We start from the raw sequence: 13,807 nt of genomic DNA, 5'->3' as shown, positions 1-13,807 counted from the left end.
GCGGGCGCGTTTGGCCGCCGCTGCGCCCGCACCATAGGCTTTCCCGCGCCCGGTGCGGACCGGCGATGAAGGAGGCCACGTGGCAAGCGGTGCAGGCAAGAAGGGCGACCGCGCGGCGAAGGAACGCGCGCGGCTGTATCTCGCGCGCCAGGAGTACCACCAGGGCCTGCAGCGTCGCCGACAGCGCGACAACCTCATCGCGGGGATCGCGGGCGGTGCGCTCATCCTCGCCGTCATCGGCGGGCAGATCGCCTACTACACGCTCGGCCCCGGCACCCCCGAGCCCGCGCCGTCGCCGTCCGCCACACCGACGCCGACGCCGGCGGTGACCCCGTCGCCCACGCCGACGGTGGCCACGACGCCGTCCCCCTCGCCCACACCCTGAGTTCGGCCGTACTAGGCTGTGAGCCGACCGAACCCCCATGCGGCGTATGCCGCGACGAGGTGCATCCTGTGACTTCCGCCACACATCCCGAGCCCGCCGACAACGCCGCCGAGGACTCGGAGCTGAACGCTCCCGAGCCGGCGGAGACCGTCGAGCCCGCATCCACCGCCGCCGACGAGGCTGCGCCCGAGCCGACCGACGAGGCCGCGCCCGAGCCGGCCGACGAGGCCGATCCTGACCCGACCGCCGAGCCCGCGCCGACCGCCGAGCCCGAGCCGGAGTCGATCGACGAGGCAGAGCCCGCGGCCGAGGCCGAGCCCGCAGCCGATGCCGACGCCGAGCCGTCTGCAGACGCCGAGCTGAGCGCCCCGGCCGAGCCGGTGGCATCCCCCGCCCCCGCGAAGCCGACCCCGGGACGCTTCCCGCTGCCGGGAGAGCCCGCCAAGCCGGCGATGCCGGTCAAGCACGCCGCGGCGCCCGCCGTCGTCGCCGAGCCCCTGGCCGATGCCGGCGAGTGGGGCCGCGTCGATGAGGACGGCACGGTCTCCGTCCGCGATGGTGACCAGTGGCGCGTCGTCGGCCAGTACCCCGACGGCACGCCCGATGAGGCGCTCGCCTACTTCCAGCGCAAGTACGCCGACCTCGTCAGCGAGGTGAGCCTCCTGGAGGTTCGCCACCGGCGCGGCGGCGCGTCGGCATCCGATCTTCGCTCGACGGCCAAGACGGTGCGCGAGCGCGTGACGGGAGCCATGGCGGTCGGCGACCTCGCGGCCCTGGAGGCGCGGCTGGACGCCCTCGAGGCGACGCTCTCCGAGGCGACCGCAGAGGAGCAGCAGGCGCAGCGCGCCGCCGTCGACGCCGCGATCGCCGAGCGCACCCAGCTCGTGCAGACGATCGAGGAGATCGCCTCCCGCGACCCCAAGTCCATCCAGTGGAAGCAGGTGACCGCCGAGGTCACCGCGCTGTTCGAGCGCTGGCAGGCCCACCAGGCGACCGGGCCCCGGTTGCCCAAGTCCACCGGGCAGCAGCTGTGGAAGCGGTTCCGCGACGCGCGCAGCGTGGTCGACAAGCACCGCCGAGAGTTCTATTCGAGCCTGGACGAGCAGCACAAGTCCGCACGGGATGCCAAGTCGCGTCTCGTCGAGAAGGCCGAGGCGCTCGCGAGCAAGGGCGAGGACGGCATCACCGCCTACCGCGCGCTGCTGGATGAGTGGAAGAACTCCGGCCGTGCCGGCAAGAAGGCCGACGACGCGCTGTGGGCGCGGTTCAAGGCCGCCGGCGACGCCCTGTACGGTGCGCGCGCCGAGCGCGAGCAGGCGGATGCCGAGGAGTCCAAGGAGAAGATCGAGGCCAAGCGCGCTCTTCTGGCCGAGGCTGCCGCCGTGCCCAAGGAGAAGGACGCCGGCAAGGCGCGCGCGCTCCTGACCGGCATCCAGCGCCGCTGGGACGACATCGGCCGGATCTTCCCGCGGGAGGCCGAGCGGGGCCTCGACGACGAGCTCCGCAAGATCGAGCAGGGCGTCAAGGCGCGCGAAGACGCCGAGTGGAAGAACAACAACCCCGAGACCAAGGCGCGCCAGAACGACATGACGCAGCAGCTCCGCGACGCGATCGCGAAGCTCGAGGCGGATGTCGCGGCGGCCGAGAAGACGAAGGACGAGCGCGCCATCGCGGCCGCGAAGGATGCCCTCGCGGCGCGCAAGGCGTGGCTCTCCGCGCTCGGCGGCTGACACGCAGCTGCGCTCGGCAGCTGACAGCCGCCGGCGTCTCCTCCCCCTCGTCGCCCATCGCGACCTGTCCACAGGACGGGTCGCGATGCGCGTTCACGGCGTCCCGCTCCGGCACACTGCCCTCATGTGGCCGTTCCTGTACTACGCGGGCGATCGGCTGTCCACGGCGGAGCTGACGGCGGCGCGGCTGGACGGCGACCTCGTCGAGATCGGCGAGGCGTTCATGCCCGCCGACGCGGTCGAGACGCGCGAGCTGCGCGCCGGTGCCCTGCGCGCACTCGCGGGCGAGACGGTCGCCCTGACGCGTCTGTCGGCGGCGTGGGTGCACGGAGCGGTCCCCGAACCTCCCGTGCGGCACTGCGTACAGCGCCGCACGGACCGTCGCATCGCGACCGTCATCGATGCGCGGCTCGACTACCGCGACCTCCGGCTTCCCCCGGCGGACATCATGACGATCTCAGGCGTCGCGGTCACGACGCCCGTCCGGACGCTCGTCGACCTCGTCCGTGACCTCGTCGGGCGCACTGACGGCGATCCGTCGGCCGTGGAGGCGATGTGCGCGTGGCAGCCGGGTCTCGCCGTCGCCGCCGTGGCCTGGCTCGAGCGGTCCGGTCCCGTGCACTTCAAGCGTCCGGCCCTCGCCTACCTGCGCGGGCGGGCGCGGGATCAGGAGGAGGTGACGCGGTAGACGTCGTAGACGGCGTCGATGCGGCGGACGGCGTTGAGCACGCGGTCCAGGTGCACCGTGTCGCCCATCTCGAAGACGAAGCGGCTGAGCGCGAGCCGGTCGTTCGTCGTGGAGACGGTGGCCGACAGGATGTTGACGTGGTGCTCGCTGAGCACCCGGGTGACGTCGCTCAGCAGTCCCGCGCGGTCCAGGGCCTCGACCTGGATCTGGACGAGGAAGACGCTCTTGCTCGTCGGGGCCCACTCGACCTCGATCATCCGCTCCGCGTCGGCCGTCAGAGACTTCACGTTCGTGCAGTCGGCGCGGTGCACCGACACGCCGCTGCCCCGGGTAACGAAGCCGACGATCGCGTCGCCGGGCACCGGCGTGCAGCACTTCGCGAGCTTGACGAGGATATCGCCGGCGCCGCGGACGAGCACGCCCGAGTCTCCCCCGCGCGGCGCCCGCGCGCGGCCCGGGGCGGGCAGGTCGACGGCGCCGGTCGAGGTGTCCTCCTCGGCGCCGATGAGCGCCGTGACCTTCTCGATGACCGACTGCGTCGAGACGTGGCCCTCGCCGACCGCGGCGTACAGAGCCGTGACGTCCTCGTAGCGCAGCTGGTGGGCGACCTCGGTGAACGAGTCCTGGTTCATGAGGCGCTGCAGGGGCATGTTCTGCCGGCGCATGGCGCGGGCGATGGCATCCTTGCCCTGCTCGATGGCCTCTTCGCGCCGCTCCTTCGTGAACCAGCCGCGGATCTTGTTGCGCGCGCGGGTGCTCTTGACGAAGGTCAGCCAGTCCTGGCTGGGGCCGGCGTCGGGGTTCTTCGAGGTGAACACCTCCACGACGTCGCCGCTGTGCAGCTCGGACTCCAGCGGCACGAGGCGGCCGTTGACCTTGGAGCCCATCGTGCGGTGGCCGACCTCGGTGTGCACCGCGTACGCGAAGTCGACCGGCGTCGCGCCGGCGGGAAGGCCGATGACCCGTCCCTTCGGTGTGAAGACGTAGACCTCCTTCGCGCCGATCTCGAAGCGCAGCGAGTCGAGGAACTCCCCCGGGTCGGCGGTCTCGGCCTGCCAGTCGGAGATGTGCGCGAGCCAGGCCATGTCGGCGTTGTCCGACTTGGAATCGGTCTTGCCGCCGTTGACGCGCTCCTTGTACTTCCAGTGCGCCGCGACGCCGTACTCGGCCTGCTGGTGCATCTCGTTCGTGCGGATCTGGATCTCGACCGTCCGGCCGCCGGGGCCGATGACGGTCGTGTGCAGCGACTGGTACAGGTTGAACTTCGGCGTCGCGATGTAGTCCTTGAAGCGGCCCGGCAGCGGCGTCCAGCGCGCGTGGATGGCGCCGAGCACCGCGTAGCAGTCGCGGACGGAGTTCACGAGCACGCGGATGCCGATGAGGTCGTAGATGTCGTCGAACTCACGGCCCCGCACGACCATCTTCTGGTACACCGAGTACAGCTGCTTCGGGCGTCCCATGACGCGCCCGCGGATGCGGAGCTCCCGCAGGTCGGCCTCGACGGCTTCGATGACCGTCTGGACGTACTGCTCGCGCTGCGGCGTCCGCTGCTTGACGAGACTGTCGATCTCGGCGTACAGCTTCGAGTGCAGGACCGCGAAGGAGAGGTCCTCGAGCTCGCTCTTGATGGCTTGGATGCCGAGCCGGTGGGCCAGCGGCGCGTAGATCTCGAGGGTCTCGGTGGCCTTGCGCGCGGCCTTCTCCGGCGGGACGAAACCCCAGGTGCGCGCGTTGTGCAGGCGGTCGGCGAGTTTGATGAGGAGCACGCGGATGTCCTTGGACATCGCGACGATCATCTTCCGGACCGTCTCGGCCTGCGTCGCGTCGCCGTACTTGACCTTGTCGAGCTTCGTGACGCCGTCGACGAGCATCGCGACCTCGTCGCCGAAGTCGGCGGTCAGCTGGTCGAGGCGGTAGTCGGTGTCCTCGACGGTGTCGTGCAGGAGTGCCGCCGCGATGGCGCGGGGCCCGAGACCGAGCTCGGCGAGGATCTGCGCGACCGCGAGCGGATGCGTGATGTACGGCTCGCCGCTCTGCCGCTTCTGGTTGGCGTGGGCGCGCTCGGCGACCCGGTACGCGCGATCGATGATCGCGAGGTCGCCCTTCGGGTGGTGCGTGCGCACCGTGCGGACGAGGAGTTCGACGCCGTCGCGGGAGGGGGCGCGGGAGAAGATGCGCGGAACGAGGCGGCGCAGCGAAGAGCTCTGTCCGGGCGTCTGCGTCGACGCGGGAACGGGCTCCGCCATCCGCTCACCTCCGTCTCAGGACCGCCTGTGCAGCTTTCTCACGCCCTCGCGGAGCGCTCCGCCGGGCATTCCTCGATTCTACGCCCGCCGGGTGGGCCGCGGAGTCACGCCGAGGCGAGCGCACGCTCGCGCGACTCGAGGAGACGTGCGTCGCGCGCCTTCAGGTCCGATTCGCCTTCGCGCAGCAGCGAGTACAGCGGCGCGGCGACGAACAGGGTCGAGTAGGCGGCGACGATCGTGCCGACGAAGATCGACAGCGAGATGTCGGTGAGCGTCTGCGCGCCGAGCCACAGGGCGCCGATGAAGAGGATCGCGCCGGTCGGCAGCGCCGCGACGACCGTCGTGTTGATGGACCGGATGAGGGTCTGGTTGACGGCGAGGTTCACCGACTCGGCGAACGTGCGGGGCGAGCCCTCCCCGTCCTCCTGGGTGTTCTCGCGGATCTTGTCGAACACGACGGTCGTGTCGTACAGCGAGTACGACAGGATCGTGAGGAAGCCGATGACGGCCGCCGGCGAGATCTCGAAGCCGAACAGCGCGTACACGCCCACCGTGATGATGAGCACGTCGACGAGGCCGATGATGGCCGCGACGGACATCTTCCAGGTGCGGAAGTAGATCGCGAGGATGAGGAAGGTCAGGGCCAGGAAGATCGCAAGACCCCACAGCGACTGACGCGTCACGTCGGCGCCCCAGCTGGGTCCGATGAAGGACGAGCTGACCTCGTCGGTGGACACGCCGAACGCGTCGGCGAGGGCGGCCGTCACGGCGCGCGTGTCGGCATCCGTCATCTGGTCGGTCTGCACGCGGAGCGTGTCCTCGCCGATCGTGGTGACCTTCGTCGCGGCGCCGTCGACGACGGTCTGCACGGCCTCGGTGGCGACGGCCTGATCCGGTGACGCCACGTTGCTGACGGTGAACTGCGACCCGCCGGTGAACTCGATGGAGAACTGGATGGGGCGCAGGAGCGGCACGAGCGCCGCACCGATGACCAGCACGGCGGCGATGATGAACCACAGCCGCCGCTTGCCGACGAACGGGAAGGACGTCTTGCCGGTGTAGAGGTCGTTGCCGAGATCGTTCATGGAGCGCATCAGCGGTCCCCCTCCGTCGTCCGGCGGCTACTCGTGCCGAGTTCGGCCTGCTTGCGCTCGGCGATGGTCTGGCGGCGCTCCGCCTCCCCGCGGGAGCGGACGCTGCGGCGTGCCGCGGCTCCCTTCGCCGCGGCGGCCGCGGGCGCGCGGAACTGTGCGCGGCCGCGGTACACCGCGCCCAGCGCCTCCGGGTCGAGTCCGGACAGCGGGTGACCGCCCCCGAAGAACCGGGTGCGTGCGAGCAGCTGCAGCACGGGATGGGTGAAGAGGATGAAGATCGCGATGTCGATGACCGTGGTGAGGCCGAGGGTGAACGCGAAGCCCTTCACGGTGGCGTCGGCGAGGATGTACAGCACGACGGCGGCCAGCACGTTGATCGACTTCGAGATGTAGATCGTCCGCTTCGCGCGGGCCCAGCCGTCCTCGACGGCCCCGGTGATCGACTTCCCGTCGCGCAGCTCGTCTCGGATGCGCTCGAAGTACACGATGAACGAGTCGGCCGTGAAGCCGATCGTCACGATGAGGCCCGCGACGCCCGCGAGGGACAGGCGGAAGCCCATGCGCCACGCGAGGATGCAAAGCGCGATGTACGTCAGGACGCCCATCACGGCGAGCGACGCGATGATGACGAAGCCCAGGGCGCGATACACGACCAGCGAGTAGATGGCGACGAGCGCGAGGCCGATGAGGCCCGCGATCAGGCCGATCTGCAGCTGCTGGGAGCCGAGCGTCGCCGAGATGGAGTTGCTGCTCTGCACTTCGAAGCTCAGCGGCAGCGCGCCGTACTTGAGCTGGTCGGCGAGCGTCTTGGAGGACTCCTGCGTGAAGCTGCCGGTGATCTGCGGCTTGCCGTCGAGGATGACGGCGTTCATCGACGGCGCGGAGAGGACGACGCCGTCGAGGACGAACGCGAACTGGTTCTGCGGGGCGTCGAGCCCGTACAGGCGCTGGCTGATCTTGCCGAAGACGTCGGTGCCCTCACCGTCGAAGACGAGGTTGACGGCCCACTGGCCGTTCGTCTGGACGACGCCGAACGTCGCGTCCGAGATCGACGAGCCGTCGAGCTCGACGGGTCCGAGGATGTACTTGTCGGTCCCGGTCGGCCCGCACGTGATGAGCGGCTGGTCGGCCGGCTCGTTGGCAGGGTCGTTCGCCTCATCGGAGCAGTCGTACGCGAGGAACTCGGCGAAGAGGCGGTCGGTGACCCAGCTCGGGTCGCTGCCGTTGGTCGGCTCGGCGGTCGGCGTGGCGTTGAGCGTCGGGTCGGGGCTCGGGTAGGGCGTCTCGTTGCCGTCCTCGCCCACGAAGCTCGTCGCGGCGGAGCCGGTGTAGAGGACGGCGCGCAGCTGCAGCTGCGCGGACGCCTCGATGCGGTTGCGGGTCTCCTCGTCTGCCTGGCCGGGGATCTGGACGACGATCTGGTTCCCGGCCTGCGTCGTGATGTCGGCCTCGCCGACACCCGACGCGTCGACGCGCTGGCGGATGATCGACGCCGCCTGCTCCATCTGCTCCGTCGTCGGCGCGGCGCCGTCGGGCGTCTGGGCCGCGAGGATGATCTGCGTGCCGCCCTGCAGGTCGAGCGCCAGCTCCGGAGTCCACGAGCTCTTCTGGAACACGTGCACGCCGAGGGCGTTGATGCCGAACAGGACCGCGGTGACGATGAGCAGCCCGGTCAGGGCGCGCCAGGCGTGGCGGACGGGGGTCGGTGTGGCCACGGAGGGTCAGCTTTCTTCGAGCACCGCGCGCGGGCGGTGGAGGATCAGGCCTTGGGCTTGTCGTCCGCGTCGGGGACGGTGCCGCCCGTGAGAGGCGTGGTCGGCTCGGCCGGCTCGGCGTCGATCGACTCGACGGCGGGGGCGTCGGAGAGCACGGCGTCCTCGGCCGGAGCGTCCTCGAGCGGGTCGACGACACGGAGGATCGCCTGGCTGTGCACCTCGACGACGAAGCCGGGAGCCAGCTCGACGTGCGCCGCCTTGGAGAGGTCTTCGGCGTCGAACTCGACGAGCGTGCCGTACAGGCCGCCCTGCAGGAGGACCTTCACGCCGGGGACCATCTGGCGCGCCTTCGTCTCCTGCTCGACCTTCGCGCGAGCCGCGCGACGACGCGAGCTCCAGAACATGAAGACGATGAGCACGAGCAGCATCAGCAGAAGGCCGTACTGCTGGAAGAATAGGGCGAACCCGCTGGCCTCGGTGGTCTGCGTCGTTGCGAAAGTCATGGAGATGACGGCACCTTTCACGGTGGTGGCGCGGCGCAGGGGCGCAGCGAAGAGCGGGTGATCGGCGAGTGCCTTCAGCGATTATAGGTCATCGATTCTCAGCGCCTCATCTGCCCGCGGGACGCGCAGATGGGCGTACGCCTCCGGGGTCGCGATGCGGCCGCGCGGGGTGCGCCCCATGAGGCCGATGCGCACGAGATACGGCTCGACGACCGACTCGATGGTCTCGGCCTCCTCGCCGACCGTGACCGCCAGGGTGTTCAGGCCCACCGGTCCCCCGCGGAACCGCCGGATGAGCGCATCGAGGACGGCGCGGTCCAGCCGGTCCAGGCCGATCGCGTCGACGTCGTACAGGTCCAGCGCGGCGGAGACGTCCGCCTCCGTGGCCGAACCGGCATCCCCGCCGTGCACGACGACGTAGTCGCGGACGCGCCGCAGCAGCCGGTTCGCGATGCGCGGGGTGCCCCGCGACCGCCGCGCGATCTCGGCGCGGGCGACCGGCGGCACCGTCACGTCCAGGACGCTGGCCGAGCGCTCGACGACCTGCTCGAGCTCGGCGGTCTCGTAGTACTCCAGGTGCGCCGTGAAGCCGAAGCGGTCACGCAGCGGGTTCGGCAGGAGTCCCGAGCGCGTCGTGGCGCCGACGAGCGTGAACGGCGCGAGGTCGAGGGGGATGCTGGTCGCCCCGGCGCCCTTGCCGACCATGATGTCGATCCGGAAGTCCTCCATCGCGAGGTACAGCATCTCCTCGGCGGACCGGGTCATCCGGTGGATCTCGTCGATGAAGAGCACTTCGCCGGGAAGGAGGCTCGACAGCAGCGCGGCGAGGTCGCCGGCGTGCTGGATCGCGGGGCCGCTGGAGAGGCGCAGCGGTCGCTCGCTCTCGTGGGCGACGATCATGGCGAGCGTCGTCTTCCCGAGGCCGGGAGGACCCGACAGCAGGATGTGATCGGCCGGCCGCTGCTGGATGCGGGCGGCGTCGAGGAGCAGCTGCAGCTGACGGCGCACCTTGTGCTGCCCGATGAACTCCGCGAGCGAGCCGGGGCGCAGGGCGCCTTCGACGGCGAGCTCGCCCGCGTCCTCGGCGAGGCTCGGGTCGCGGGGCTCAGACACCGCTCTGCTCCGTCCGTGCCGGTCCCAGGTGCGCCAGGGCGAGCTTCAGGAGGGCGGAGACGGACCCCAGTTCCGCCGGCGTCGCGCCCGCCGAGACGTCGGAGACGGCGTCGATGCAGACGCGTTCGCTCCAGCCGAGGGCGACGAGAGCCGCGACGACCTGGCTCGCGACGGCGGGAGCCGCGGCGCCGCGAACCCCGCCGGGTCGGCCGGACGGCAGAAGCTTGCCGGCGAGCTGGACGACGATGAGCTTCGCGGTCTTCGGGCCGATGCCGGACACGCGGCGGAACGGTGCGTCGTCCTCGGCCGCGACGGCATCCGCGATCTGGTCGACCGTGAGGGACGACAGCACGCCGAGCGCCGACTTCGGGCCGACGCCTGAGACGCTCAGCAGCTGTGTGAAGACGGTGAGCTCCTCGCGCTCCTGGAACCCGAAGAGGGACAGGGCGTCCTCCCGGACGATGAGGTTCGTGTGCAGCACGATCTCGTCGCCGATATGGAATTCGCGCGTCACGGCGGGCGTCACCGCCACCGCGAACCCGACACCCCCGACGTCGACGACGAGACTGTCGGCATCGAGGTGCAGGACGCGTCCGCGCAGGGAGGAGATCATGCGTCGAGCCTACGCATCGGTTCGGATGTTTGTTCGAGCGACACGCGTCACCGGCGGGCGAGACGTTCCGCGTCGGCCCACGCGCGCTGCGCCGGGGTGAGCGCGGTCGCCGCAGCGCCGGTCGCCGAGGCCGCGCCGGATGCTCCGCCGCGCCAGGCGTGACACAGCGCGATCGCGAGGGCGTCGGCGGCATCGGCGGGCTGCGGGAGCGCGTCCAGGCGCAGGACCCGGGCGACCATCGTCTGCACCTGCCGTTTGTCCGCCGACCCGTACCCGGTGACCGCCGCCTTCACCTCGGACGGGGTGTGCGTCGCGGCCGGGAGCCCGTACTCCCCCGCGAGGAGCAGCGCGATGCCGCTGGCCTGCGCCGTGCCCATGACCGTGTTGCGGTTCTGCTGCGCGAACACCCGCTCGACCGCGACGACGTGCGGACGGTGCGTGTCCAGCACCTCCCGGATGCCGGCGGCGATGAGCGCGAGCCGGCGCTCGATGGGGAGCGTGTGGTCGGAGCGCACGACGCCGACGTGCACGAGCGTGGCGGACCGGTCGCGGCCGACGTCGACGACGCCGACACCGCAGCGGGTGAGGCCGGGGTCGATCCCGAGGACGCGGAGGGTGGATGCCACGCCCCCACGGTACGGGCGGGTGCCGACGGGCGCGCTCAGGCGCGCCCGCGACTCACTCGTCGTTCTCGAGCTCGGCCTGCACCTCGGGGGTGAGGTCGAAGTTGCTGAAGACGTTCTGCACGTCGTCGCTGTCTTCGAGGGCGTCGATGAGACGGAAGACCTTCCGCGCCGTGTCGGCGTCGATCTCCACCTTCAGCGAGGGGACGAACTCCACGTCGGCGGACTCGTAGTCCAGGCCCGCCTCCTGCAGCGCGACGCGGACGGAGACGAGGTCCGAGGCGTCGATGACGACCTCGAAGCCCTGCGCGTGCGGCTCGACCTCTTCGGCGCCGGCCTCGAGCGCGGCGAGCATGACGTCGTCCTCCGTCGTGCCCTCGCCGGAGACGACGATGACGCCCTTGCGGTGGAAGTTGTACGCGACCGACCCGGGATCGGCGAGCGTGCCGCCGTTGCGGGACAGTGCCGTGCGCACCTCGGCGGCGGCGCGGTTCTTGTTGTCCGTGAGGCACTCGATCAGGAGCGCGACGCCGTTGGGGCCGTAGCCTTCGTACACGATCGTCGTGTACTCGACGGCTTCCCCGCCGATGCCCGCGCCGCGCTTGATGGCGCGGTCGATGTTGTCGTTGGGGACCGAGGTCTTCTTCGCCTTCTGGACGGCGTCGTAGAGGGTGGGGTTACCCGCGAGGTCCGCGCCGCCGAGCTTGGCGGCGACTTCGATGTTCTTGATGAGCTTGGCGAACGACTTGGCACGGCGAGAGTCGATGACGGCTTTCTTGTGCTTGGTCGTCGCCCACTTGGAGTGGCCGGACATGACGATCAGTCTAAAGGGCGGCGCTAGCCGACGCCGCGCCGAGCCGCGGCGTCGTACGGCCCGGGACGCACCGTGCCGGCCGACAGCAGGTCGAGGGATCTCTCGTACTGGCGGCGCCCGATGAGGCGATAGAGGATGCGGATGGCCGCCGGGACCTCTGCGATGAAGGCGTCCAGCCGCTCCGGCGTTAGGGAGTCCTGGATGATCCCGAAGAAGAGGAAGATCTGCGACCGGTCGTAGGCCTTCTGCGCCTGGGCCCCCACCGCATCCCATTCGGACTGGCTGAACACCTCGCCCATGACCGGGAGGGCGAGCTCCTCCTCGCGGGCCAGGTGCAGCCGCAGCAGCGCGCCGATCTCCTCGATGTGGGCGGCGAACGCCTCCGCCGTGCCGGCGCCGGGGTTGGTCGTCCACGCGTCCGCGAGCGGTGCGGAGGCGTCCAGGAGCGCGGCGACCCGCGCATGATGCTGCTTCATGAGCTCGACGTGCGGCGTGCAGGCCGGCCGGCGCGTCTGCATCGGGCCCCAGTAGTACTCGTCCTCCAGGTGGTGATGGTGGTGCAGGGCATCGCCGACCATCGCGACACCGCGCGCGACGCGCGCGACGCGCCGGTGATCCTCCGGCGGGGTCTTGCGGACGCCGGTGGGCAGGACGGCGTACAGCCGGCGGAACGCATCGTGCACGAACACGAGGTCCTCGGCGTCGCACCCCGCGTCCTCCGGCATCGGCGCGCCCGACGACGGCAGCGCTGTGGCGGCCATGGCATCCCCCTCCCCCGACCCCATGGCTGGTCGATGGCGGGATGCTAGCGCCGTGGCCGCCGGCCGGCAATCCCCACCGTGCCGGGGCCCCGTTGTATCAGCCGGGCGACGCGAGCACACTTCGTTGGTATGGACGATCGGCGTCGTGCGCTTGAGGCGGCCCATGCGGCAGCGCTCGGGTTCCTGGACGGTCTCGACGAGCGGCCCGTGTGGCCGCGCGCGGGCTTCGAGGACATGCTCGCCGTCTTCGGCGACGACCTTCCCGCGGAGGGCGCGGACGCGGCGGCCGTCGTGACCGACCTGGCCGCGCGCGCCGACCCAGGCCTCGTCGCCATCCCCGGCGGTCGGTTCTTCGGCTTCGTGATCGGCGGGACGCTGCCGGCCGCGCTCGCGGCGGACTGGCTGGTCTCGGCGTGGGATCAGAACTCCGGCTCCTCCACCATGACCACCGCGACGGTCGCGCTCGAGCGGGTCGCGGGGCGCTGGGTGTGTGATCTGATGGGACTGCCGGAGGACGCGGCGGTGGGCTGGGTCACTGGCGCGCAGATGTCGAACTTCGTCTGCCTCGCGGTCGCGCAGCACGCCGTCCTGCGCCGCGTCGGCTGGGACCTGACCCGCCGGGGCCTGCGTGGGGCGCCGGCGCTGCGCCTCGTCGTCGGGCGGCACCGGCACGGGTCGATCGACCGGGCTGCGCGCTTCAGCGGCATCGGCGCGGAGGAACTCGTCGTCGTCGACACGGACGAAGAGGGGCGGATGCTGCCGGCCGCCCTCGCCCAGGCGCTCGGCGCGGGCGCCGACACGCCGACGATCGTGTGCCTGCAGGCCGGGGAGGTGCACACCGGGGCGTTCGACCCCTTCGAGGAGCTCATCCCGCTGGCGCGCGCCGCCGGGGCGTGGGTCCACATCGACGGGGCGTTCGGGCTGTGGGCGGCCGCGACGCCCGGTCTTCGGCATCTCGCCGCGGGTGTCGCGGGCGCCGACTCGTGGACGACCGATGCGCACAAGACGCTGAACGTCCCCTACGACTGCGGGATGGCGATCATCCGCGACCCCGCCGACGCGATCGCGATGTTCCGGACCGGCGGGGACTACCTGATGTACACGAGCCTGGACCCGTGGGACGTGAACCCCGAGCTGTCCCGGCGCGGGCGCGGGGTGCCCGCGTGGGCGGCGCTGCGCAGCCTCGGCCGCCGGGGCGTCGCCGACCTCGTCGACCGGCTGCACGCGCACGCGCGCCGGCTCGAGGCGGGCCTTCGCCGGATCGACGGCGTGACGGTCGTCAACGACGTCGTCTACACGCAGGTGATGTTCCGGCTCGACGACGACGACGCGACCCGCGCGCTCGGCGCCGCGATCCTGGCCGATGGGACGGCGGCGCTCACCGGCGCCGAGTGGGACGGGCACGCGACGCTGCGCTGCTCCATGTCGTCGTGGGCGACCACGCAGGACGACATCGACCGGACCATCGAGGCCATCGCCCGGCTCGTCGCGGAGCGGCGTCCGCGGTGAGCCCGGCCGCGGG

The 13,807-nt window shown here is 71.3% G+C and carries 13 protein-coding genes; 4 read left to right on the top strand and 9 right to left on the bottom strand.

Going from position 1 to position 13,807, the window contains the following annotated elements; genetic code table 11:
* Window positions 1–79 precede the first annotated feature (79 nt).
* From MSA03_RS06455 to MSA03_RS06445, 3 genes are all read left to right on the top strand, one after another.
* Window positions 80–385, top strand: a complete 306-nt coding sequence (locus tag MSA03_RS06455) for a dioxygenase (RefSeq protein ID WP_147050068.1) — start codon at window positions 80–82, stop codon at window positions 383–385.
* Window positions 386–453: 68 nt separating this feature from the next.
* Complete coding sequence (locus MSA03_RS06450; protein WP_307725235.1) at window positions 454–2,115, top strand: DUF349 domain-containing protein; 1,662 nt, start codon at window positions 454–456, stop codon at window positions 2,113–2,115.
* A 124-nt stretch (window positions 2,116–2,239) separates the two neighbouring features.
* Complete coding sequence (locus MSA03_RS06445; protein ID WP_174799856.1) at window positions 2,240–2,803, top strand: type IV toxin-antitoxin system AbiEi family antitoxin; 564 nt, start codon at window positions 2,240–2,242, stop codon at window positions 2,801–2,803.
* Here MSA03_RS06445 and MSA03_RS06440 read toward each other — a convergent pair.
* From MSA03_RS06440 to MSA03_RS06400, 9 genes are all read right to left on the bottom strand, one after another.
* Entirely contained in the window at window positions 2,782–5,049 is a 2,268-nt protein-coding gene (locus tag MSA03_RS06440; RefSeq protein WP_147050066.1) for a RelA/SpoT family protein, read from the bottom strand. The genes MSA03_RS06445 and MSA03_RS06440 overlap by 22 nt on opposite strands.
* A 104-nt stretch (window positions 5,050–5,153) precedes the next feature.
* On the bottom strand, window positions 5,154–6,143 hold the full coding sequence (gene secF / locus MSA03_RS06435; protein ID WP_147050065.1) for a protein translocase subunit SecF: 990 nt from the start codon (window positions 6,141–6,143) through the stop codon (window positions 5,154–5,156).
* A complete protein-coding gene (secD, locus tag MSA03_RS06430; RefSeq protein WP_147050064.1) occupies window positions 6,143–7,858 on the bottom strand; it encodes a protein translocase subunit SecD in 1,716 nt (571 codons plus the stop codon). Before secD ends, secF begins: the two co-directional genes overlap by 1 nt.
* 44 nt (window positions 7,859–7,902) lie before the next feature.
* Window positions 7,903–8,361 carry a preprotein translocase subunit YajC gene (locus MSA03_RS06425; RefSeq protein ID WP_147050063.1) on the bottom strand — a complete coding sequence of 153 codons (459 nt, stop codon included), beginning with the start codon at window positions 8,359–8,361 and terminating at the stop codon, window positions 7,903–7,905.
* Between the two features lie 81 nt (window positions 8,362–8,442).
* The gene (gene ruvB / locus MSA03_RS06420; protein ID WP_028495695.1) at window positions 8,443–9,474 is read right to left on the bottom strand and encodes a Holliday junction branch migration DNA helicase RuvB; all 1,032 of its coding nucleotides are present in this window, start codon (window positions 9,472–9,474) and stop codon (window positions 8,443–8,445) included.
* Window positions 9,467–10,087: a Holliday junction branch migration protein RuvA gene (gene ruvA, locus MSA03_RS06415; RefSeq protein WP_147050062.1), complete on the bottom strand. Its 621-nt coding sequence runs from the start codon at window positions 10,085–10,087 to the stop codon at window positions 9,467–9,469. Before ruvA ends, ruvB begins: the two co-directional genes overlap by 8 nt.
* A 47-nt stretch (window positions 10,088–10,134) precedes the next feature.
* Complete coding sequence (ruvC, locus tag MSA03_RS06410; RefSeq protein WP_028495693.1) at window positions 10,135–10,713, bottom strand: crossover junction endodeoxyribonuclease RuvC; 579 nt, start codon at window positions 10,711–10,713, stop codon at window positions 10,135–10,137.
* Window positions 10,714–10,765: 52 nt separating this feature from the next.
* The gene (locus MSA03_RS06405; RefSeq protein WP_147050061.1) at window positions 10,766–11,524 is read right to left on the bottom strand and encodes a YebC/PmpR family DNA-binding transcriptional regulator; all 759 of its coding nucleotides are present in this window, start codon (window positions 11,522–11,524) and stop codon (window positions 10,766–10,768) included.
* A 23-nt stretch (window positions 11,525–11,547) separates the two neighbouring features.
* Entirely contained in the window at window positions 11,548–12,285 is a 738-nt protein-coding gene (locus tag MSA03_RS06400) for a hemerythrin domain-containing protein (protein WP_170245464.1), read from the bottom strand.
* Between the two features lie 129 nt (window positions 12,286–12,414).
* On the opposite strand from MSA03_RS06400, the gene MSA03_RS06395 reads away from it, so the two are divergent.
* The gene (locus MSA03_RS06395) at window positions 12,415–13,794 is read left to right on the top strand and encodes a pyridoxal phosphate-dependent decarboxylase family protein (RefSeq protein ID WP_147050059.1); all 1,380 of its coding nucleotides are present in this window, start codon (window positions 12,415–12,417) and stop codon (window positions 13,792–13,794) included.
* Window positions 13,795–13,807: the final 13 nt, after the last annotated feature.

Origin of the sequence: Microbacterium saccharophilum (genome assembly GCF_007992455.1) — a bacterium.
In the GTDB taxonomy this organism is placed as follows: domain Bacteria; phylum Actinomycetota; class Actinomycetes; order Actinomycetales; family Microbacteriaceae; genus Microbacterium; species Microbacterium saccharophilum.
This window is presented reverse-complemented; position numbering and strand designations above follow the sequence as displayed.

What these genes read in the sequence shown, in the direction of transcription:
- ruvA (WP_147050062.1), bottom strand. Translation starts at nt 10,087, where the DNA reads ATGATCTCCTCCCTGCGCGGACGCGTCCTGCACCTCGATGCCGACAGT.
- MSA03_RS06425 (WP_147050063.1), bottom strand. Translation starts at nt 8,361, where the DNA reads ATGACTTTCGCAACGACGCAGACCACCGAGGCCAGCGGGTTCGCCCTA.
- MSA03_RS06395 (WP_147050059.1), top strand. Translation starts at nt 12,415, where the DNA reads ATGGACGATCGGCGTCGTGCGCTTGAGGCGGCCCATGCGGCAGCGCTC.
- secF (WP_147050065.1), bottom strand. Translation starts at nt 6,143, where the DNA reads ATGCGCTCCATGAACGATCTCGGCAACGACCTCTACACCGGCAAGACG.
- MSA03_RS06400 (WP_170245464.1), bottom strand. Translation starts at nt 12,285, where the DNA reads ATGGCCGCCACAGCGCTGCCGTCGTCGGGCGCGCCGATGCCGGAGGAC.
- MSA03_RS06440 (WP_147050066.1), bottom strand. Translation starts at nt 5,049, where the DNA reads ATGGCGGAGCCCGTTCCCGCGTCGACGCAGACGCCCGGACAGAGCTCT.
- MSA03_RS06445 (WP_174799856.1), top strand. Translation starts at nt 2,240, where the DNA reads ATGTGGCCGTTCCTGTACTACGCGGGCGATCGGCTGTCCACGGCGGAG.
- MSA03_RS06405 (WP_147050061.1), bottom strand. Translation starts at nt 11,524, where the DNA reads ATGTCCGGCCACTCCAAGTGGGCGACGACCAAGCACAAGAAAGCCGTC.